This window comes from Flavobacteriales bacterium, from assembly GCA_016712535.1.
GTDB lineage: Bacteria > Bacteroidota > Bacteroidia > Flavobacteriales_F > PHOS-HE28 > PHOS-HE28.
The window spans coordinates 413,512-432,668 of sequence record JADJQW010000002.1; the positions used below are offsets into that span (position 1 = coordinate 413,512).

20 protein-coding genes and 1 tRNA gene are annotated in these 19,157 nt (G+C 63.0%); 5 read left to right on the plus strand and 16 right to left on the minus strand.

What is annotated here, in order from left to right; genetic code table 11:
• Window positions 1-2 precede the first annotated feature (2 nt).
• The 6 genes from IPK70_01660 to rpoN form a co-directional block, all read right to left on the minus strand.
• Complete coding sequence (locus IPK70_01660) at window positions 3-1,883, minus strand: DUF4838 domain-containing protein (protein MBK8225865.1); 1,881 nt, start codon at window positions 1,881-1,883, stop codon at window positions 3-5.
• A 22-nt stretch (window positions 1,884-1,905) separates the two neighbouring features.
• Window positions 1,906-3,351 carry an alpha-L-fucosidase gene (locus IPK70_01665; protein MBK8225866.1) on the minus strand — a complete coding sequence of 482 codons (1,446 nt, stop codon included), beginning with the start codon at window positions 3,349-3,351 and terminating at the stop codon, window positions 1,906-1,908.
• A gap of 31 nt (window positions 3,352-3,382) precedes the next feature.
• On the minus strand, window positions 3,383-4,771 hold the full coding sequence (locus IPK70_01670; protein ID MBK8225867.1) for a Gfo/Idh/MocA family oxidoreductase: 1,389 nt from the start codon (window positions 4,769-4,771) through the stop codon (window positions 3,383-3,385).
• Between the two features lie 25 nt (window positions 4,772-4,796).
• Window positions 4,797-6,344 (minus strand): hypothetical protein, encoded by a 1,548-nt coding sequence (locus tag IPK70_01675; protein ID MBK8225868.1) that lies wholly within the window; start codon window positions 6,342-6,344, stop codon window positions 4,797-4,799.
• A 29-nt stretch (window positions 6,345-6,373) separates the two neighbouring features.
• Complete coding sequence (locus IPK70_01680; GenBank protein ID MBK8225869.1) at window positions 6,374-6,997, minus strand: hypothetical protein; 624 nt, start codon at window positions 6,995-6,997, stop codon at window positions 6,374-6,376.
• Between the two features lie 182 nt (window positions 6,998-7,179).
• Entirely contained in the window at window positions 7,180-8,649 is a 1,470-nt protein-coding gene (gene rpoN, locus IPK70_01685; GenBank protein ID MBK8225870.1) for an RNA polymerase factor sigma-54, read from the minus strand.
• 126 nt (window positions 8,650-8,775) lie between these two features.
• On the opposite strand from rpoN, the gene IPK70_01690 reads away from it, so the two are divergent.
• Both IPK70_01690 and purD read left to right on the plus strand, forming a co-directional pair.
• The gene (locus tag IPK70_01690; protein MBK8225871.1) at window positions 8,776-9,405 is read left to right on the plus strand and encodes a thioredoxin family protein; all 630 of its coding nucleotides are present in this window, start codon (window positions 8,776-8,778) and stop codon (window positions 9,403-9,405) included.
• A gap of 159 nt (window positions 9,406-9,564) precedes the next feature.
• Window positions 9,565-10,875 (plus strand): phosphoribosylamine--glycine ligase, encoded by a 1,311-nt coding sequence (gene purD, locus IPK70_01695; protein MBK8225872.1) that lies wholly within the window; start codon window positions 9,565-9,567, stop codon window positions 10,873-10,875.
• A gap of 30 nt (window positions 10,876-10,905) precedes the next feature.
• On the opposite strand, the gene IPK70_01700 is transcribed toward purD, so the two are convergent.
• On the minus strand, window positions 10,906-11,085 hold the full coding sequence (locus IPK70_01700; protein ID MBK8225873.1) for a hypothetical protein: 180 nt from the start codon (window positions 11,083-11,085) through the stop codon (window positions 10,906-10,908).
• 109 nt (window positions 11,086-11,194) lie between these two features.
• On the opposite strand from IPK70_01700, the gene IPK70_01705 reads away from it, so the two are divergent.
• Window positions 11,195-12,175, plus strand: a complete 981-nt coding sequence (locus IPK70_01705; protein ID MBK8225874.1) for a hypothetical protein — start codon at window positions 11,195-11,197, stop codon at window positions 12,173-12,175.
• A gap of 77 nt (window positions 12,176-12,252) precedes the next feature.
• Here IPK70_01705 and IPK70_01710 read toward each other — a convergent pair whose 3' ends face one another.
• From IPK70_01710 to IPK70_01745, 8 genes are all read right to left on the minus strand, one after another.
• Window positions 12,253-12,705 (minus strand): biopolymer transporter ExbD, encoded by a 453-nt coding sequence (locus IPK70_01710; protein ID MBK8225875.1) that lies wholly within the window; start codon window positions 12,703-12,705, stop codon window positions 12,253-12,255.
• 5 nt (window positions 12,706-12,710) lie between these two features.
• Window positions 12,711-13,022, minus strand: coding sequence for a hypothetical protein (locus tag IPK70_01715; protein MBK8225876.1), 312 nt, complete (start codon window positions 13,020-13,022; stop codon window positions 12,711-12,713).
• Window positions 12,988-13,440, minus strand: coding sequence for a biopolymer transporter ExbD (locus IPK70_01720; GenBank protein ID MBK8225877.1), 453 nt, complete (start codon window positions 13,438-13,440; stop codon window positions 12,988-12,990). Before IPK70_01720 ends, IPK70_01715 begins: the two co-directional genes overlap by 35 nt.
• Window positions 13,441-13,447: 7 nt before the next feature.
• Window positions 13,448-13,840: a hypothetical protein gene (locus IPK70_01725; GenBank protein ID MBK8225878.1), complete on the minus strand. Its 393-nt coding sequence runs from the start codon at window positions 13,838-13,840 to the stop codon at window positions 13,448-13,450.
• Between the two features lie 2 nt (window positions 13,841-13,842).
• A complete protein-coding gene (locus IPK70_01730) occupies window positions 13,843-14,607 on the minus strand; it encodes a MotA/TolQ/ExbB proton channel family protein (GenBank protein MBK8225879.1) in 765 nt (254 codons plus the stop codon).
• A 542-nt stretch (window positions 14,608-15,149) separates the two neighbouring features.
• Window positions 15,150-15,239 (minus strand) — tRNA-Ser (locus IPK70_01735).
• A 124-nt stretch (window positions 15,240-15,363) separates the two neighbouring features.
• Window positions 15,364-16,392 carry a type I asparaginase gene (locus IPK70_01740; protein ID MBK8225880.1) on the minus strand — a complete coding sequence of 343 codons (1,029 nt, stop codon included), beginning with the start codon at window positions 16,390-16,392 and terminating at the stop codon, window positions 15,364-15,366.
• The gene (locus tag IPK70_01745; protein MBK8225881.1) at window positions 16,389-17,159 is read right to left on the minus strand and encodes a TatD family hydrolase; all 771 of its coding nucleotides are present in this window, start codon (window positions 17,157-17,159) and stop codon (window positions 16,389-16,391) included. The genes IPK70_01740 and IPK70_01745 overlap by 4 nt, the downstream gene beginning before the upstream one ends.
• A 139-nt stretch (window positions 17,160-17,298) precedes the next feature.
• Here IPK70_01745 and IPK70_01750 point away from each other — a divergent pair, with 139 nt between their 5' ends.
• Entirely contained in the window at window positions 17,299-18,276 is a 978-nt protein-coding gene (locus tag IPK70_01750) for a glycosyltransferase family 9 protein (GenBank protein ID MBK8225882.1), read from the plus strand.
• Entirely contained in the window at window positions 18,273-18,635 is a 363-nt protein-coding gene (locus IPK70_01755; GenBank protein MBK8225883.1) for a hypothetical protein, read from the plus strand. The genes IPK70_01750 and IPK70_01755 overlap by 4 nt, the downstream gene beginning before the upstream one ends.
• Here the strand turns inward: IPK70_01755 and IPK70_01760 are convergent, their stop codons facing one another.
• The gene (locus IPK70_01760; GenBank protein ID MBK8225884.1) at window positions 18,636-19,151 is read right to left on the minus strand and encodes an acyl-CoA thioesterase; all 516 of its coding nucleotides are present in this window, start codon (window positions 19,149-19,151) and stop codon (window positions 18,636-18,638) included.
• Window positions 19,152-19,157 lie beyond the last annotated feature (6 nt).

A 19,157-nucleotide genomic window follows, 5' to 3' on the forward strand; every position in this document is an offset into this window, starting at 1 on the left:
CCTCACCTGACTACGATCTCATCACAGAACAGCCAGCATTCGCCTTTGCTGCCGTGCCAAGCGGGTAAGGCGCCGAGGTTCTTCGCGGTGATGCGGATGTAGCGGCTAACAGGACCGGGGATCACCTCATTCTTCAGCGTCAGGATGTGCGGAGCTCCTTTCTGTTTCTGAAGCGGAACCGCAGTCTTGTCGAATGCCGACCAGCTGACCTCATCCGTTGATGTTTCGATGACCATTTCGGACGGAAGGAATATCCAACTCTGCTGATCCTGTAAGAACGTCGCTTGGATGGTCAGGACAGTGGCCGATACTCCTAGATCGATTATCGCCACCATGTCCTTGCCGTACCAGCCCTGCCAGCCGAACTGGTAGTTGGCGCTCGCACGGAAGCCGTCGATCAGCGCATCGGGGCCGCCGCCCGGGTAGCGCGCATCAGGTGGGGTCTCGAAGGTGATCTTCTTGCCAACGGCGAGGTGGTTCACCGCGCCGTGCTTAAGGTGCTCGCTGAACTCCTTGAAGTACTCATCCGGTGTATTCCGCGTCTCATGCAGCAGCAGATGGCCATGCTTCTTCGTGCGTGACACGAAGGTCTCGAGCAACTCCACGTAATACGTCTTCGCGTGCCAATGCCCAACACTGTCCTTCTCGAAGAGGCCATTCGCAGCGTGCGGCATCGCCCGCGCCACTTCCAGCTCCGCGTACATGATTCCTAGCCGCGCATCCTCCACGCGCCATGCGTAGATCGTGTCTTCATCGAATGTGGCCGCCTCCGCGCTGTTGAAGAGCATCTTGTACTTGGCCAGGTTCTCCGGGCTGAGGTAGCCGTCCTTATGCGCTTGGGGGTGCTCGTAGAGCGTGAGCGGCTTACCGCTCTTGTCCAATTCCTCTTCCAGCAGGCGGGTGTATTTGTCGATGTACACGCCCGCATCGCCGTAGAAGGTGTCCATGAACTGCCAGCGCAGTGAATCCACGTTCAGGTCCGGGTTCCACATGAGCTTCGCGAGCAGATAGGTGCGGAACTCGGGCATCTCCCCGCCGGGCGATGAGAGCCCTTGCTCGAAGACCATCGGCACGCCGGCATCGCGGAAGAGCTGCAGATTCGGTTGCAGCACTTTCCAATTCGGGAAGGGCATCACCAGGTGCGAGAAGTTGATCACGTAGTCCCAGACGATGATGTTGTGGGTGAGCGCTGACCAGTCACGCAGATCCGCGGTGAACGAGCCGGGTTGATCCCGCGATGCGATCGGCCGGCTGCGGTCCTCCTCGATGCTGCAGAGCATGGTGTTCACGTTCGGCCGCGGCCTGGTGACCTTCGGCGCGCTGCGGCTGTACTGGTAGGCGAGCGTACTGATGACCTTGTCCGGGAAGCTGTCGGCCACCGCGTTCGCGAAGCGGAGTATGCTGCCGCTCGGTGAACCTTCGAGGCTGTCGGTGCGGTGGCAAAGCGCGCACTGGCAGTGGTTGTAGTTGTCCATCTGGCTCACGCTCCAGTAGCGGGCAGCAGGCTTGCGGGCCATCATCGCACGCAGACTGTCCACGGTGATGCGGAGCACCTCGGGGTGGCTCAGGCATAGCTGGTCGGGAACGCGCACGCCATTCCGTTCCGCGAAGTACTCCGGGTGTGCCTCGAACTGTGCAGGCGGAACGAAGCGGTGCATGGTGTGGACCCAGAGGCCCCACTTGGGGTCCTCGCTGTCGCGGGTCTTGATCACTTGGCGGATCCGGTGTTCCGCGGCGTAGGCGCTGTCCCTGGCCGGGTGGGTGAAGGCCATGCGGAAGGAGAAGGGAGAGGTGTCTTGGGCGAAGGATGCGGTGGAGAGGAGTGCGAATGCGAGGCTCACGCACAGTCGCGAATACTGCCGGGAGGTGATGGCTTCATACATGAGCTCCTTGCGGTTGAAACTGCTAGAATTCGCTGTTCTCGAATGCGACCTTCATGACAACAGGTAGCTCAGTTGAGCCCCTCACTGATCTGGGCAACCGGAGGGTCAGGCCCTCTTTGGTCCGAGCGAAGCCCACCTTGCCGTGTCCTAGGCAACTAACCTGTTCCCCATAGACCGGGCTTGAGAAAGGGATCGTGACAGTTCCGGCTCCAACCACCTTTGGATCGAGGAAGACGTAAGCCGCCTTCCGCTCTCCAGCGCGCCAAGCAAATGTTCTTCCCATTGCGCCGGGCAAGTCACCAACATAGGATGCCCTCGTCCCATACACCGCCTCTCCATTCACCTTCAGCCATTCTCCCACTTCCTTCAGGCGCACGTATGCTGTTGAGTCCAGCTGCCCATCGGGACCGGGAGCCACATTCAACAAGAGACTTCCTCCGCGCGACACCACGCTCACCAAGGTGCGGATGATCTCGTCGGTGCTCTTGTACTTTTCATTCGGTACCCAGCTCCAGCTGGTGCCCATGGGCATGCAGGTCTCCCAGGGCACGCCAAGGTCCGCGTCGGGCACATGGCCTTCGGGCGTCACGTAGTTCTCGTATTCGCCGCCCACGGTGCGGTCCACCACGAGCAAGCCGGGTTGGTGTTTGCGTGCCATGGTCGCGATGCGCGGCATGTCGATGTCCTGCTCAATGGTGATGGCCTTCTGCCAGCTCACGCTCGTGTCGATGCTGCTGAGCGGGCGCACCCAGCCACCATCGAGCCAGAGGATGTCCACCGGGCCGTAGCCGGTCATCAGCTCCTCGATCTGCGTGAAGGTGTAGTCCTTGAAGGCCTGCCAGCGCTCGGGATGCTTGGTGGGCAGGTAGTTCACGCTGCGGTCCTTGGGCGGGAAGTAGCGCCACCAATAGTCATCGCTGTGCCAGTCGGGCTTGCTGAAGTAGGCGCCGGTCCACAGGCCCTGCGCGTGGAAGGCTTCGAAGATGTGCTTGGTCACATTCGCTCGTGGGTCATCACCGTAGGCGGTGCGCGACGAAGTGATCCGGTAGTCCGTGGTCTTGGTGTCGAATAGGCAGAAGCCGTCGTGGTGCTTGGTGGTGAAGACCATGTACTTCATGCCGGCATCCTTCGCGGCGCGCGCCCAATGCTCCGGATCGAACTTGACCGGATCGAAGGTTGTGGAGAGCGCCTCGTAGTTCTTCACGTATTCACTGTAGGAGGCGCCATGCTCGGGTTTGCGCCTGCACCAATCCTCGTCCTCCGGGCAGATGCTCCAGCTCTCCACCACGCCCCACTGGCTGTAAGGACCCCAGTGCATGAGAAGTCCGAACTTGAGGTCCTTCCATTGCTCCAGCTTCTGCTGAACGAGCGGGTCGGAAGGAGGGACGTAGGGAGCCTGTGCGATCAGATGATCAGAGAATGAGATGATCAGAAAATGAAATGCCAAGCACACGAGCGCTCTCCCCATTTTCTGATCATCTGATCCTCTCATTTTCTGATCAGTATTCATCCGTGAAACCGAAGTTCGGTTTTCGCGTCGTCCATTTCCCATCGGTGAAATCCGGGATGTCCTGCACTTGCCCGCCCTCGGCGATGCTCTTCTCGCTCAGCGGCGTGATGGCGTACCACGTGGCCATGTCGTACACATCGAGCGGGAAAGGCGCCTTGCGCTTGATGCATTCGATGAAGGCGTGGTCCACGAAGAAGTCCATGCCGCCATGGCCTGCGCCCTCGGCTTGCGCGGCGTGGCGTTTCCAGAGCGGGTGGTCGTATTGCTCCAGCCATGCCTTGCTGTTTTCCCAACGGTGACCGTGCTCCATGCGCTTCTCGAAGTAGAGCATGCCTTGGTCCGCTTCGCCCCAGCCGTTGTCCTGCCACAGGCCCTCGGTTCCCTGCACGCGGAAGCCGAGGTTGTATGGACGCTGCAAGGTGGTGTCGTGCGTGAGCAGGATCGTTTCTCCGTTGGCGCATTGGATCTGGGTGCTCACCACGTCGCCGCATTTGAATTCCACGCGCGCGTTCGGATGCGATGCGCCGCCTTTCGCATGTTCCATGATGTGCTTATGCGCGCCGCGCGCCTTGCTCGCGATGCTGCTCAGGCGCGTGAGCCGGTTGCCGCGGTTGATGTCCATCATCACCGCAACAGGGCCGAGGCCATGCGTGGGATAGAGCTCGCCGTTGCGGTCCACGTAATGCTGGGTGCGCCACTTGGCCTCGCTCCATCCCTTCGCGCCGAACTCCACGCCATCGCCGTAACCGTTGGGCGCGCCGCTGTTGAAGAGCACATGCCGCAGATCGTGCTGATATCCGCCCTGCGCATGCACCAGCTCGCCGAACATTCCTTGACGCACCATGTTCATCACGGCCATCACATCGCGGCGGTAGCACACGTTCTCGAGCATCATCACCGGCACGCCGGTCTTCTCGCTCGTGCGCACGATCGTCCAGCAATCATCAACGCTCATGGCGCCGCACACTTCCATGCCCACGATCTTGCCCGTTTCCAGCGCTGCGATGCCTTGCTGCACGTGCCATTCCCACGGACTGCTGATGATCACCGCATCGATGTCCTTGCGCCGCAGCAGTTCCAAGTAGCCCTCGTTGCCGTTCACGTAGGCCATGGCCTTGGGCCGCTTAGCCTTCGCGAGCAGCTGCTGGGCCATGGCCATCATGCTGGGATCCGGATCGTGCATGGCGATGATCTCGACGTCATCGCGCAAGGCGAGCTCCGCCAGGTGCGTCTGCCCGCGAAGGCCCACGCCGATGAAGCCCAGTCGCACCTTCTGGTCGCCGGGCTGATAGAATGCCTTCAGGCTGCGCGGCACCAGGCCGAAGCCGAGGATCGCGAGGGTGGTGTCACGGATGAAGGCGCGGCGATCGGCATGCATGTGGAACTGCGGATGTTAGGCGGGATCAGTGCAAAGGACCAGCCATGAAGCGCAGGCTCGATCGCTGATCGCCGCAGCGGATGCTGGCGGTGTGGAGGCCCTGGCTCAAGCGTGGCATCGGCAGGCTCAAGAGCCCATGCTGTGCGGCTCGGCGTTCGTGCAGCAACAGGCGGCCCATGGCATCACGGACCTCCACCTCAATGGCGGTGGCCCGTTCAGGGACATGCACCATGAGGCCGGCATCCTCAGCGTACCAACTGATCAATCCGGCATTGGTCGGCTGAGGGGCGCCCACCAGGATCTGCCCTGGCGTGCGGCAGAAGGTGTAGCTGTTCACCAATCCGCACTCCGCGCCCGCTCCATCGGTCTGCCATCCATTGAAGGTGATGCAGAGCTCGAATCCACTGTCTTCCACCAGCACCTCGCCGAACTGCCCGTGCGCGGGGCTCGGGTTCGGGAAGACGCCTCCTTGATTGAATTGGCCGCCCTTGTACGAGCCCCAACGGGCCAATGCGGCCGCTTGGAAGATGGGGTAGTGGTAGCGCAGGTCCTGCGCAGTGCTGAAATCGGCATTGGTGCCATCGTCGATCGCGAGCATGTGCGCATCGCCGGCGATGATGAAGAGGTCCTTCACGCCCAGGGCGAAGAGCACATCGTTCAGTGCGGTGCGCTCGGCGGGCTGGCAGGCCCAGTTCTCCGGATAGCCCACGCTGTTCCAGGTGAGCGAGGTGACCCACGCGGCCACCAGACCGTTGTCGCGCGCGTAGAGCATCTCGCTGAGCAGCCACGCGAGCTGGGCACCGCTCATCATCTCTTCTCCGGTCTTGGTGCTGCGCAGATCGCTGATGATGAAATGCACGCGACCGATGGTGAACGACTGATGCACGCTGATGGGATGGTGCAGCGGGTAGTGCGGAACGTATTCGCGATAGGCGCGCGCAGCGCTGGCCTTGCCGATGTAGCTGGCATCAGAGCCATTGCCGCAGAAATCGTGATCGTCCCATACATAGGCGATGGGCGTGGCGTGCAGGAACTCCTTCATTGGCGAGACGGAGAGCACGTCTTCCCGGTAGGGCGCCCGATGCGGCTCGATCGCCGTGCTGTTGGGGTCCCGGTAATGCAGGTCGCCGGTGCTGAGGAAGAAGAGCGGCTCCTTTTCCTGCATGGCTTGCCACACGGGATGGCTGCTGCTGCCGTTGCAGGAGCCGGTCACGAATGAGAAGGATGCTGCTCCGAAGCCCGGGGTGGTGAAGCTCCCGGCTGCGATTCCTGATGCATCCTGCACGCCGTTCACCTCGAAGCGATAGGTATAGGGTGTGCCCGGTTGAAGCCCGGTGAGCTCAATTGCAGCCACTTGGTCGGCGCTGGGGTCGGCCACGGTGTAAGGACTGGCGATCTCCTCGGTGCAGGGCGGAGCGCAGGCCAGCACGCGCACGCTGTCCGTAGGTCCGCTGAGCCGCGCGCGGATATGGATGCTGGTTGGGCCGAGGGCGCCGCTCCAATAGGAAGTCACGGACTCTTGCGCTGAGCAGTGCAGCGATGCTGCGATGAGAGAAAGGAGGAGCGATCGCATGGGCGCAGGCACGAAGATGGGCCGCGCGCTCAGAAAGGCCAAGCCGGCATCCAGAGCACAGCGGCGGACACGCTGCCGAATCCAACGGCTGCGCCCGCATAGACCTGTCCTGGAGTGTGATCACTGGTGAGCAGCCGTGCCGTGCCCAGCGCGCCGGCCAGCAAGAGCAGCGTGCACAAGGGCACGAAGGCGCCGAGATCGTGCAGGGCATCGAGCGCGGCCACTGCACCGATGCAGCCGCTGATCCCCACCATGTGCGCGCTGATCTTCCAGCGCAGCGTGATCATCGTGGCCAGCAGCAGCGCCACTGTCGCACCCGCGATGAGCGTGAGCGTGAGCGGATGCACCGGGGCGCTGGTGAGCAGGTAAGCGGCCATGGCATAGTAGAGCAGGGTCATCACGAACGGCGCGATGCGTTCCTGGCGCGCGTGCATCTCAAGGCTTTGCACCACGCCGGCGCTGCGAAGCAGCAGGGTGCTTGTGAGCGGGAACACAATGGTCATCAGCGCCACGATCGCGAGCAGCTTCCAGCGCGACTCAACAGGCAGGAAATAGCCCAGATGCGGGTCGAGCTCCAGCGCGACCCAGAGCGTGAGCACGGGCATCAGCAGCGGATGCAGGGCGTAGGAGAGGAAGCGGGCAGCGGGTCTCAAGTGCGCGAGCAGGCGTGTGGCAAGTTAGGGGAGCATGTCGAAGAGCAGGGTACGGCGGAGCGGCGAGTGTGCCAGCGGCGAGCGGCCAGTGCGAAGGTCGAGGGGGATAGCCCTATGGCAATTGACGTGGAAGCGGCTAGTTCGCCGCTTGCAAACTCGCCGCTGGGGAACCGGCCGCTTCGTCAAAGCTGCTTCCGCAGCCGCGCCACTGGCAGGCTGAGCTGCTCACGGTACTTGGCCACGGTGCGCCGGGCGATGTTGTAGCCCTTGCTGATGAGGAGCGCCGTGAGCTCGTCGTCGGTGAGGGGCTTGTGCTTGTCCTCGGCCTCGATGGCGTCCTTCAGGATCTTCTTCACCTCACGGGTGCTCACTTCCTCGCCTTCCTGGTTGGTGAGGCTCTCACTGAAGAAGAACTTGAGCAGGATGGTGCCGTAGTTCGTCTGCACATACTTGCTGTTGGCCACGCGGCTGATGGTGCTGATGTCCATGCCCACCTTCTCGGCGATGTCCTTCAGGATCATCGGCTTCAACTTGGTCTCATCGCCGGTGAGGAAGAACTCGCGCTGGTGCTCCATGATGGCCTCCATGGTCACCATCAGGGTGTGCTGCCGCTGCTTGATCGCATCGATGAACCACTTGGCGCCATCGAGCTTCTGCTTGATGAACATGATCGCCTCCTTCGCCGCTTTGTCCTTCTTGTTGCGCGCGTACTCCTGCATCATGTCGCGGTAGGCGCGGCTCACGCGCAGCTCGGGGGCATTGCGGCCGTTGAGGGTGAGCTCGAGCTGGCCATCGATGGCGAGCACATGGAAATCGGGGATGATCTCCTGGCTGGGGGCGGCGTTCTCCCGCTGCGTGTTGCCCGGCTTGGGGTTCAGGTGCGTGATGAGCTCGATGGCGCCCTTGAGCGCGTCCTCATCGATCTCGAGGCGCTCGATGATCTTCTCGTAGTGCTTCTTGGCGAAGGCGTCGAAATGCTTGCCGAGGATCTCCTCGGCGATGCGCTGCTCGAGGCTGTGAGGCATCCGGCGCACCTGCAGCAGCAGGCATTCGCGCAGGTCGCGGGCACCGGTGCCCGCGGGATCGAGCTCCTGCACCTCGGCCAGGGCCTTCTCCAGCTCGGCCACGTTCGCCATCAGGTTCTGGGTGAAGGCCAGGTCGTTGACGACGGCGTGCAGGTCGCGGCGCAGGTAGCCGTCCTCATCGAGGTTGCCGATCAGGTGCTCCGCGAGCAGGGCGGTGCGCTCATCGCAGTCGCGCAGGCCGAGCTGCTGCCGAAGGTTGTCCTGGAAGGTGGTGCCGCCGGCCAAGGGGATCTCGCGGTCCTCCTCGTCGGGCCCGGTATTGCGCACGCTCAGCTTGTAGTCGGGCGTATCGTCATCGGGGAAGTACTCGCTCAGGTCGAAATCGTCGCGCTCATTCTCCTCGTTCTGCTCGGTGTCGAGCTCGGTGCTCTCCGCGATGGCCTGCTCCTCGGAAGGGGCCTCCTCATCGTTCTCGTCCTCGCCGCTCTCCAGCGCAGGGTTCTCCTCCAGCTCCTGTCGGATGCGCTCCTCCATCTCCACGGTGGGCAGCTGCAGCATCTTCATCAGCTGGATCTGCTGCGGGCTGAGCTTCTGGGCGAGCTTCTGATATAATCCTTGCTTCAGCATGTCGGGGCGAAAATACGGGGGCAGGCTTGGGCTGGATGAAACGCGCATCACGTTCCGCCCGCCCGCCGGCTCTGTCGGCGCAGGCCCCTCGCTCCGATACCTTCGCGCCTCACAACATCACGCACCATGCTCCTGAAGACCATCTCACTGATCGCTCTCGGCACCGTCGCCATCGCCGCGCACGAGCTGCCCAACCTCAACATCGGCGATGCCATGCCCGCTGCCGATGTGAAGATGAAGAACGTGGATGGCGAGATGGCCTCGTTGAAGGACCTCGCCGGCCGCAACGGCACGCTGGTGATCTTCTCGTGCAATACCTGCCCCTTCGTGATCGGCTCAGAAGGAAGCGAGGGCTGGGAAGGCCGATACCCGGAATTGATGGCCGTGGGCGCCCGCTTCGGCGTGCCCGTGGTGCTGATCAACAGCAACGAGGCCAAGCGTGGCGATGGCGATTCGTTCGCCGACATGCAGGCGCGCTACAAGGAGAAGAAATACACCGGCGCCTACCTGCTCGATGAAGGGCACAAGGTGGCCGATGCCTTCGGTGCGCGCACCACGCCGCACGTGTTCCTCTTCGACAAGAACCACAAGCTCGCGTACAAGGGCGCCATCGACGACAACGTGGCCAAGGCCAGCGAGGTGAAGGAGCGCTGGGCCTACAACGCGATCGACAAGATGGTAGCGGGCCAGCCCGTTGATCCATCCAGCACGCGCAACATCGGCTGCAGCATCAAGCGCATGCCGCATAAGCACTAGGAGGCTGAGGGTTGTTGCTTCGCGCTTCGTTCCTCGCGGGCGCAATGACCGGTTGAAGATTCGGGTGCGTGCGGCTATCGCCCGACCTCAACACAGGTTGATAACTCCTGGCATGCCAGCAGAACGGCCGGACCTTCCTTTGCAGCAAATCGGATCCTGATGAATGTTCTCTTGATCGGCAGTGGCGGACGCGAGCATGCGCTGGCTTGGAAGATCGCGCAGAGCTCCTTGCTCGATGCGCTCTATGTGGCGCCCGGCAACCCCGGCACCTTGCGCCATGGCCGGAGCGCGGACATTGACCCCGCTGACCACAAGGCCCTGCGCAACTTCATCCTGGAGAAGAACATCCGCATCGTGGTGGTGGGCCCCGAAGGCCCGCTGGTGGATGGCCTGCACGACCGGATCGCGGAGGACCCGAAGCTCGCCGGCGTCACGGTGATCGGTCCCAAGGCGGAGGGCGCGCGCCTCGAGGGCAGCAAGGACTTCGCGAAGGAGTTCATGTTCCGCCACAACATCCCCACGGCGGCGCACCGCACCTTCACGAAGGGCCAGTTGCAAGACGCCATCGAGCACCTGGACCGTGTGAACGCGCCCTACGTGGTGAAGGCCGATGGCCTCGCGGCCGGCAAGGGCGTGATCATCACCAACGACAAGAAGGAGGCGGCCAAGGCGCTGCGCGACATGCTGCAGAGCGGACGCTTCGGAGAGGCCGGAGAGCGCGTGGTGATCGAGCAGCACCTGAAGGGCGTGGAGTGCAGCGCCTTCCTGATCACCGACGGGGATGCGTTCAAGATGCTGCCCGCCGCCAAGGACTACAAGCGCATCGGCAACGCCGACAGCGGCCCCAACACCGGCGGCATGGGCGCGGTATCGCCCGTGACTTTTGCCGATAAGGATTTCATGCAGAAGGTGCACGACCGCGTGGCGGCGCCCACCGTGCGCGGCATGAAGAAGGATGGCCTCGCCTACCAGGGCTTCCTCTTCATGGGACTGATGAACGTGAATGGCGACCCCTATGTGATCGAGTACAACGTGCGCCTGGGCGATCCCGAGACGCAAGCGATCCTGCCGCGCCTGAAGAGCGATCTGCTCGATCTCTTCGAAGGCATCGCCACAGGCACGCTCAGCGAGCGCCATGTGGATGTGGACGACCGCACCGCCGTGACCATCGTGCTCGCTTCAGCAGGCTACCCCGGCGACTACGAGAAGGGCAAGCCGATCACCGGCGTGGAGCAGGTGCGCGACGCCTACGTGTTCCACGCGGGCACCCGAACGAAGAACGATGCGCTGGTGACCGATGGCGGGCGCGTGCTCAGCGTCACCGGCATCGGCAAGGACCTGGAGAGCGCGATCGCCTCCGCCTACCGCGCCGCGGACGCCATCCACTTTGAGGGGCGATACCGCCGAGACGATATCGGGAAGGACCTGGTGAAGCAGCCCGCGCAACGCGCGGCTGCAGTGAAGCCGTAACGGTAGAGGTGCGCTTTGGCTCCGTGGCACTTATGCCATGGTGCCGTTGGCCTTGGCCTTGCGGTTGTACTTGCCCTGCAGGTTGAGCCAGTAGAGCATGCCCACGAAGAGCGTGATGCTGGTGAGCGTGACGGGCATCCAGCCCATCTTCTCGAGGATCTTGAAGGTCCACTCCATGAAATGGCCGAGGGCGAAGGCGATGTCTTGCATGGCGGTAAGGCGTGAAGCGGGGCGAAGATAGGAGGGGGGATATTCCGGAGATTACCTGCTCTCAGAGCGCCCTAGGCCAGCCGTCCCGACCTTCGCCCCTCGCCGCCGCATGCTCGCCGCCTTCTTCCGCAGCAACCAGCCCGCCGTTCTGGTATCCGTGCCGATGGTGGTGGCGGCGCTCTTCGTGCCCGCGTTCTGGCACGCACCGGTGCAGAACGGTTCGTTGATGCCGGTGGCCTCGTTGATGCAGCAGGTGCTGGGCGGCTCGGCGTGGGCCAACGCGCTTGCGGGCCTGGTGCTGGTGGCGCTGGCGACGGTGCAATTGGCGATCCTGGTGAATGCGCTGGAGCTGATGGACCGCCGGAACCATTTGGTGGCGCTCACCTTCCCGGTGCTGCTGGCGGGGCTGTGCGGCCCAGGCTGCTATGATCCGGCGCTGCTCGGGCTCCCTCTCGTGCTCTTCGCCTTGCGCAGGGCATGGTCCATCAGCAATACCGGTGCGGCGCTCGCGGCGCTCTTCGATGCCGCGCTGCTCATCGGGCTAGCGGCGCTCTGCTACCTGCCCTACGCGGTGCTCCTCGTGGTGCTGTGGATCAGCACCTCGCTCATCCGGCCTTTTGCGTGGCGCGAGTATGTGCTGCCGGTGATCGGTGCAGCGCTGGTATTCTACATCGCATGGATGGCGCTTCACTTGGCAGGACGAACGCCTTGGCGCCCCCTGCTCACGGTGATGCCTGAGGACATGGCCCCTGCCGTGCTCTGGAATGGGCTTGCGCGGAAGTCCTTCCTTTCAGTTGCAATGCCCATCTTGCTGCTGGCGCTGGCGGCCTTCTATCGCAGTCAGGCGCAGAGCGTGATGCGCGGCAGGAACCTGCGGTCGGCGTTCATGGCATTGGCGCTTTCCATGGCGGTGGTCATGGGCCTTCTCTTCTGGCTGAAGGGGAGCTTCCCGGCCGTGCTCGCCGCTTTGCCTATCGGAGGGATCGCCGCTTACCTCTTCCTGAACCCCAAGCGCAGCTGGCTAGCGGAGCTTGGGTTGGGAGCCATGCTCTGCGCGGCCCTGTGGGTGCGCTGGGGCGGCGGGATGTGAGCCGTTCGGGAGGGTCATTCGGCCGTGAATGCAGAACGGCCGCGCGATGGCGGCCGTTCCAGAACAGTTGGCTTGGCTCAGCGGCCGCGCGAGGTGCTGTAGTTGATCTTCAGGGCGTTGCTCTTGCGCAGCTCCTGCTTCACATCGGTCACGAACTTCATGTAGGTGTCCTTGTCCACCTTCAGTGAGCGGGTGATCTTGCCGCGCAGAACTTCATCGCGCCGCTCGTTTCCCGCCACCACGAAGGCGTCGATCTCACTGAGGGTCGCGAAGTCGTCGTTGAGCTGCAACAGGGGCTCGGTGCCGCGTGCCTTGTCCGCGGGGGGGCCGATGTAGAGGTAATCGACCAAGGCCTTGTCCTCGAGCTTGGCCACTTCGTTGGCTTCGGGCAGCACCACTTTCACCTTCAGGTCCACTTCGCGCATCACGGTGGTGACCATGAAGAAGAAGAGGAGCATGAAGATGATGTCGGGCAATGAGGCCGTGCTGATGGCCGGTGTGGATCCTTTCTTTTCCTTGAAGCGCGACATGGCGATCAGTTCTTCTTGGTGAGGTCAACCGGCTCGGCTTCGGAGATGCGCTGCGGGTAAACCAGCCGGATGGACTTGATCCGATCCTGGTCCTCATCAACCTTCTCATCGAGCTCTGTGAACTTGCGACCGAACTTCTCCTTGCTCAGCTCGTCGCGCAGTTCGCGGATCCCTGATTCCAGTTCGTTCTGGACCTGCACGTACATGTTGTAGCTGGTCTTGGAGCCGGTCTGCAGCGAAATGAGCGCGTCGTTGGGCAGCTCGCTGTATTCGCCCAGCAGCTCAATGGCCTTGAGCTTGCCTTCCCATTTCTTCACGCCCTCCTCGAAGCGGGCCTTCGAGGTATCGGTTGCGGCGGCCATCCAGCCCTTGTTCAGATTGGAGCTGCTCCCTGCAGAATGCCGCGCTCACCTTGGTCTTGGCGGGCAGATTATCCAGGTTGGCCGGGTTGGTCATGAATTCCTTGGCCCCGGCGCGCAGTTCCTTGATGTCCATCGGCTCGCCCTCGACCAGGAGCTGGTCGGCGTCGTTCACGAGCACCTCGTAAACGTTGCGCTTGTTGATGACATCCGGATCCGGAGGGGTTTCCACCATTGGCGGCAGCAGGCGCAGTATGCCCACATCGGTATCCATGGTGGTGGTCACCAGGAAGAAGATCAGCAGCAGGAAGGCGATGTCGGCCATGGAGCCGGCATTGATCTCGCCCGGGCCTGACTTGGCGCGTTTCTTCAGCATGGCGTGTTCACTTGAGCAGGCGAGTCACTTCACCGTAAACGATGGCGCCGATGGCGCCGATGAGGGCCAGGTACATGGTGATCAGACCTGCGCCGATCCACTTGGATGCGCCTTCGGTGATGTTGTACTTCGCGGCGTCAGAGCCATCGGAGATGAGGTAGGCGACCAGCAGGAGCGCAACGAATGCGCCGATGCCGATCAGCGACTTGCGCGTGAGGCCGGTGACGGAGAAGCCAATCGCAGCAAGCGTTGCAGCGCACATCGCGATGTAAGAGATCCATAGGCCGCCGTCGATGCCGAGGTCGCTGCCAGCGAAGATCATGATGGTGAAGAGCACGCCGAGCCCAATGAGCGCCCATTGCGCGATGCGGCCGATGCTGTTCGTTGGGGAGTGTTTCATGATCAGTGCTTGCTCATGTTGTGCTTCACCAGCATGTCAACCAGGCTGATGGAAGCCTCTTCCATCTGGCCGCTGATGCTGTCGATCTTGCTCTGCAGGTAGTTGTAGAAGATCTGCAGGATGATGGCGACGATGAGGCCGAACACCGTGGTGAGCAGCGCCACCTTGATGCCGCCCGCCACGATGGCCGGGCTGATGTTGTTGGCGATCGCGATCTGGTCGAACGCGAAGATCATCCCGACCACGGTTCCCAGGAATCCGAGCATGGGCGCCAATGCGATGAAGAGCGCGATCCAGGGCAGGCCGCGCTCGAGGCGGCCCACTTCCACGCCACCGTAAGCCACAATGCTCTTCTCGGCGATGTCCACGCCCTCGTGCGCGCGGTCGAGGCCTTGGTAGAAGATGCCGGCCACGGGCCCGCGGGTGTTGCGGCAGACTTCCTGGGCCGCATCGATGCCGCCGCTCTTGAGGGCTTCTTCCACGGACCCGAGGAGCTTGTCGGTGTTGGTGCTGGCCATGTTCAGGTAGATGATGCGCTCGATCACCATGGCCAAGCCAAGGATCAAGCACACGAGCACCGGCGCCATCCAGATGGGATCGCCCTCGATGAAGCGCTGCTTGAACATTTGGTGGCCACCAGCGGAACCGGCATCGGCGGCAACTTCAGTGGAAGCCGCGGCGGGGGCGTCCTGAGCCATGACCGGGGTGGTGAGCAGGCTGAGGCCGACGAAGGCCGCCATGCAGAGGGACAAGAACTTGCGTACCATGTGTGAAGGGTTGCGTGTGGGGGTTGTTGTCGGTTGGTTCCGTTGAGAGCGGGTCAAAGATGGGGGTTGGATCGAAGCGGCGAACCGGTTGAGGGGTTGGGCCAGCGCACGAATCCTGGATTGTTGGATGAAGCTTGGGCGCCCGGTACAAAGAAGGATCGGCCTCCCACCGGTCGGCCTTTCCCGTTGGGGAGGGCTTCATTGCAAAGCGTCGGCCCTTCGGGCCTCTGGCTCATTAGCATCGTCAGCTCGCTTTCAGGCAATGAGCGGGATTGGCCTCCCTCCGGTCGGCCTTTCCCGTTGGGGAGGGCTTCATTGCAAAGCGTCGGCCCTTCGGGCCTCTGGCTCATTTGCATCGTCAGCTCGCTTTCAGGCAATGAGCGGGATTGGCCTCCCTCCGGTCGGCCTTTCCCGTTGGGGAGGGCTTCATTGCAAAGCGTCGGCCCTTCGGGCCTCTGGCTGCATGCGCTGTCCGCTCGTCCGAGCACGCTCGGCTCGCTGCCATCGCATTCAGCCGCGCGGCTCCGCCGCTCGCTTTGCAATGGCGGAGAGAGAGGGATTCGAACCCCCGTTACCCTTTCAGGTAAACGCACTTTCCAGGCGCGCGCCTTCAACCACTCGGCCATCTCTCCAGTTGTATCCCGGAAGGCGGTTCCACGGCCTTCCGAAGGGCGGCCAAGGTAACAATTGGCCCTACGCGCCAAAGGCTTTACAAGCAGCGGCTGGGGCGAGGCAGCGAGTGGAAGTCCGGTCACGTTACCCCAACGTCAATTCACCCGCGATCGGTGCTGCCATTCGTTGGGCGAATGCACCCGCAGGCGGATCCGCGGCGAGCAGGAACATTGTCTTGGCTAGTGCGGCTTCGACGGTCATGTCGGCGCATGGTATCACGCCCAGGTCAACGAACGCACGGCTGGTCACATATCGGCCTTGGTCCACGCGGCCGCCCACGCATTGGGTCGCGTTGAGCAGGTGGACGCCCCGCTCACGTGCACCGCGCAGGGCTCCGATGAAACCCGGATCGGTAGGGCCATTGCCGCTTCCGAAGGTGGTGAGCAGTACCGCACGCAGGCCGGGGGTGGCCAAGGCATGCGCCACCCATTCCGCGGAGATTCCCGGGAACAAACGGATCACCCCCACGCGGGAATCGACCCGCTCATGCACCGTGAGCGGCCCGCTTCGGTGCGGCAGGATCGCGGAGCGGTCATAGCGCAGGTGAACACCGGCCTCGGCCAGGGCTGGCCAATTCGGTGATCGGAAGGCCTCGAAGCGCTCGGCATGCACCTTCACCGTGCGGTTGCCGCGCATCAAGCGGTACTCGAAGTACACGGCTACTTCGGGCACCATCGAGCGGCCTTGTTCATCCTTGGCGGCCGCCACCTCGATGGCGGTGATCAGGTTCTCCTTGGCATCGGTGCGGATGGTGCCGATGGGCAATTGCGATCCGGTTAGGATCACGGGCTTCGTGAGACCCTCCAGCAGGAAGCTCAGCGCGCTTGCCGTGTACGCCATGGTATCGCTGCCATGCAGCACCACGAAACCATCGAATTCGTGGTAGCGATCGCCGATGATCCGCGCGATGCGAACCCAGTCCGCCGGCCGCATGTCGCTGCTGTCGATGGGCTGCTCGAAGGCCGTTGCGCCCAACCGGACACCCACCCGCTCCAATTCGGGCACCTGCTCCTCCAGGTGCGCGAGGTCCATGGGGCGCAGCGCCCCGGTGCGCGGATCGGCGAGCATGCCGATGGTGCCGCCGGTGTAGATCAGGAGGACGGAAGCGCTCATCGCCGGAAAAGTAGCTCGGCGTTCCGCGTGGTGATCGCGGCGATCTCTTCCACCGGAAGGCCCGTGGCCTCCGCGAGCTTGGCGGCGATGTGCGTGAGGTAGCTGGGCTCGTTTCGCTTGCCACGGTAGGGCACGGGCGCGAGGTAGGGCGCATCGGTCTCCAGCACGCAGTGCGCAGCGCCCACCTCGCGCAGGGTCTCGAACAAGCCGCCCTTCGGGTAGGTGACCACGCCTCCGATGCCGAGGCAGAAGCCTTTCAATGCGATCACGCGCCGCGCTTCTTCCGCGCTTCCGGTGAAGCAATGGAACACGCCGGTGAGCGAATCGCCATTCTCCTCTTCCACGATGGCGATCACCTCGTTGAAGCTCTCGCGGCAATGGATGGCGATCGGCAAGTGCAGCTCCTTCGCCCAGCGTACCTGTTGGCGGAACACCTCCTGCTGCTGCGCGAGGAAGGTCTTGTCCCAGTACAGGTCGATGCCGATCTCGCCCACGGCGCAATAGCGGCCGGTGCGCAGCAAGCGCTCCACCTCTTCCATCGTGGCGGCATTGTCCTCACCCACATGGCACGGGTGCAGGCCCATCATGGCGAAACAGCGATCGGGGTGCGCGGCCACGAGCGCATCCATGCCGGCGATGCTCTCGTGATCCACGTTCGGCAGGAAGAGCTTCGAGACACCGGCCTCGGCCGCGCGCAGGAGCATGGCCTCTCGGTCCGCATCGAACTTGGTGCTGTAGAGATGGGCGTGGGTGTCGGTCAGTTGCACCGGAAGGTTGGGGGTTGCAGGGTTGTCCCGGGTCAAGCCCGGGATGACAAGGCAGGTTGAGGGTTGAATGCCTTGGCTGATGAATGCAGCGCAAAGGTCGCCGCCAACCCTCAACCGGCGCTAACGCACCTTTGCCTGCGTGAAACTCCTGATCCTCCGCTTCTCCTCCATCGGCGATATCGTGCTCACCAGCCCGGTGCTGCGCTGCGCCAAAGAGCAGCTGAAGGATGCGGAGATCCACGTCTCCACCAAGAGCGCCTTCGCGGATCTGGTGCGCTTCAATCCGCATGTGAGCAGGGTGCATGAGCTCGGCGACGACCTGGGCGAGTTGACCTCACGGTTGAAGGCTGAGCGCTTCGATGCCGTGATCGACCTGCACCATAACCTGCGCACGGCCCGGATCAAGCGCGCGCTCGGCGTGCCCGCGCACAGCTTCCCCAAGCTCAATATCGAGAAGTGGCTGCTGGTGAACCTGCGCATCGATCGCATGCCGAGGATCCATATCGTTGATCGATACCTGAGCGCCGTGGCGCATCTGGGCGTGAAGAATGACGGCAAGGGCCTGGAGCTCTTCATGCCCGCAGAGCGGGAGGTACCCATCGCATCGCTGCCACCGTCGCATCAATCCGGATACACGGCGCTCGCGATCGGCGCGGCGCACGCCACCAAGCGGCTTCCTCCGCACAAGCTCATCGAGCTCGCTCGCCTGATCAAAGGCCCCGTCGTGCTTGTCGGTGGAAAGGAAGACCAGGCCGTGGCGCGAATGATCGGCGATGCGATCGGAGGGAGGGTGTTCGATGCTGCCGGGCGTTTCGATATCCTGGGCAGCGCCTCCCTGATCAAGCAGGCCGGGAGCGTGATCGCGCACGATAGCGGTGCCATGCACATCGCGTGCGCATTCAACAAGCCGGTGGTGAGCCTGTGGGGCAATACGGTGCCGCAATTCGGCATGGGGCCTTACCAGCCGCAGCATCCGGAACGCGCCATGATCAGTGAGGTGCCTGGCCTGTCCTGTCGTCCGTGCAGCAAGATCGGCCACGACCAATGCCCCAAGGGTCACTTCCATTGCATGGAGAAGCAAGACCTTCGGCGCATCGCTGAACTCGCCTCGGCATGAGCTGGGACATCTTCATCCAGGATTTCCCGCGCGTTGCCTCCATCGAAGAGGTGCCGCCGGATTTCAAGCCGAATCCCATCGGCGATCGCGAGCAGCTAATCACCAGGGTCCGCGAGGCCATCCCCTTCATCGATCAAGTGGACGACGATTGGCTCTTCGCCAAGGGCGATGGCATCGATATCAGCATCCAGCTGCACATGGAGGATGCCACGCAAGTGCGCTACATGGTGGCGCATGTGCACGGCGGCGAACAGAGCGCGGCATGCATCGGCGCGCTGCTGCGGCACCTCGGCTTGCTCGGGCACGATACCGCGACGGGCGAGCTCTTCGATGGCCTCAGTTTGGACGAGGGGCTTTGATCAGCTGAACAGCTTCTTCAGCTCCGTGGCCTCGTCGGGCTTCATCTTGTTGCTGAGGATGAGCCGCAATTGCCGGCGGCGCAAGGCGCCATCGTAGCGGCGGCGCTCTTCATCGTTGGTGGGCTCGGCCTCGGGCACTTGCACGGGCCTTCCCGCATGATCCACCGCCACGAAGGTGTAGATGGCGCTGTTGCACGGGATCTTCTCCCCGGTCACCTGGTCCTCCACGGAAACATCGCTCCACACCTCCATGCTGCTGCCGAAGGCACGGCTCACGTGGCTGCGGATGGTGACGAAATCGCCGAGCTTGATGGGCCGATCGAAGCCCACGTGGTTCACGGCCACGGTGACCACGGTGCGCTTGCAGTGCCGGTGCGCGCTGATGGCGCAGCTGATGTCGAGCCATTGCAGCAGCCGCCCTCCGAAGAGGTTCCCGAGCGTATTGGTGTCGTTGGGCAGCACCACGTGCGTGGTCTCTGAGTAGCTGTCGCTGATGGGGCGTGATGCGCGGTTCATTCGGGC

Bases quoted from the DNA above. Each gene is read 5' to 3' on its own strand.
- IPK70_01660 (MBK8225865.1), bottom strand. From the start codon at position 1,883: ATGTATGAAGCCATCACCTCCCGGCAGTATTCGCGACTGTGCGTGAGC.
- IPK70_01665 (MBK8225866.1), bottom strand. From the start codon at position 3,351: ATGGGGAGAGCGCTCGTGTGCTTGGCATTTCATTTTCTGATCATCTCA.
- IPK70_01670 (MBK8225867.1), bottom strand. From the start codon at position 4,771: ATGCATGCCGATCGCCGCGCCTTCATCCGTGACACCACCCTCGCGATC.
- IPK70_01675 (MBK8225868.1), bottom strand. From the start codon at position 6,344: ATGCGATCGCTCCTCCTTTCTCTCATCGCAGCATCGCTGCACTGCTCA.
- rpoN (MBK8225870.1), bottom strand. From the start codon at position 8,649: ATGCTGAAGCAAGGATTATATCAGAAGCTCGCCCAGAAGCTCAGCCCG.
- IPK70_01690 (MBK8225871.1), top strand. From the start codon at position 8,776: ATGCTCCTGAAGACCATCTCACTGATCGCTCTCGGCACCGTCGCCATC.
- purD (MBK8225872.1), top strand. From the start codon at position 9,565: ATGAATGTTCTCTTGATCGGCAGTGGCGGACGCGAGCATGCGCTGGCT.
- IPK70_01700 (MBK8225873.1), bottom strand. From the start codon at position 11,085: ATGCAAGACATCGCCTTCGCCCTCGGCCATTTCATGGAGTGGACCTTC.
- IPK70_01705 (MBK8225874.1), top strand. From the start codon at position 11,195: ATGCTCGCCGCCTTCTTCCGCAGCAACCAGCCCGCCGTTCTGGTATCC.
- IPK70_01710 (MBK8225875.1), bottom strand. From the start codon at position 12,705: ATGTCGCGCTTCAAGGAAAAGAAAGGATCCACACCGGCCATCAGCACG.
- IPK70_01720 (MBK8225877.1), bottom strand. From the start codon at position 13,440: ATGCTGAAGAAACGCGCCAAGTCAGGCCCGGGCGAGATCAATGCCGGC.
- IPK70_01725 (MBK8225878.1), bottom strand. From the start codon at position 13,840: ATGAAACACTCCCCAACGAACAGCATCGGCCGCATCGCGCAATGGGCG.
- IPK70_01730 (MBK8225879.1), bottom strand. From the start codon at position 14,607: ATGGTACGCAAGTTCTTGTCCCTCTGCATGGCGGCCTTCGTCGGCCTC.
- IPK70_01740 (MBK8225880.1), bottom strand. From the start codon at position 16,392: ATGAGCGCTTCCGTCCTCCTGATCTACACCGGCGGCACCATCGGCATG.
- IPK70_01755 (MBK8225883.1), top strand. From the start codon at position 18,273: ATGAGCTGGGACATCTTCATCCAGGATTTCCCGCGCGTTGCCTCCATC.
- IPK70_01760 (MBK8225884.1), bottom strand. From the start codon at position 19,151: ATGAACCGCGCATCACGCCCCATCAGCGACAGCTACTCAGAGACCACG.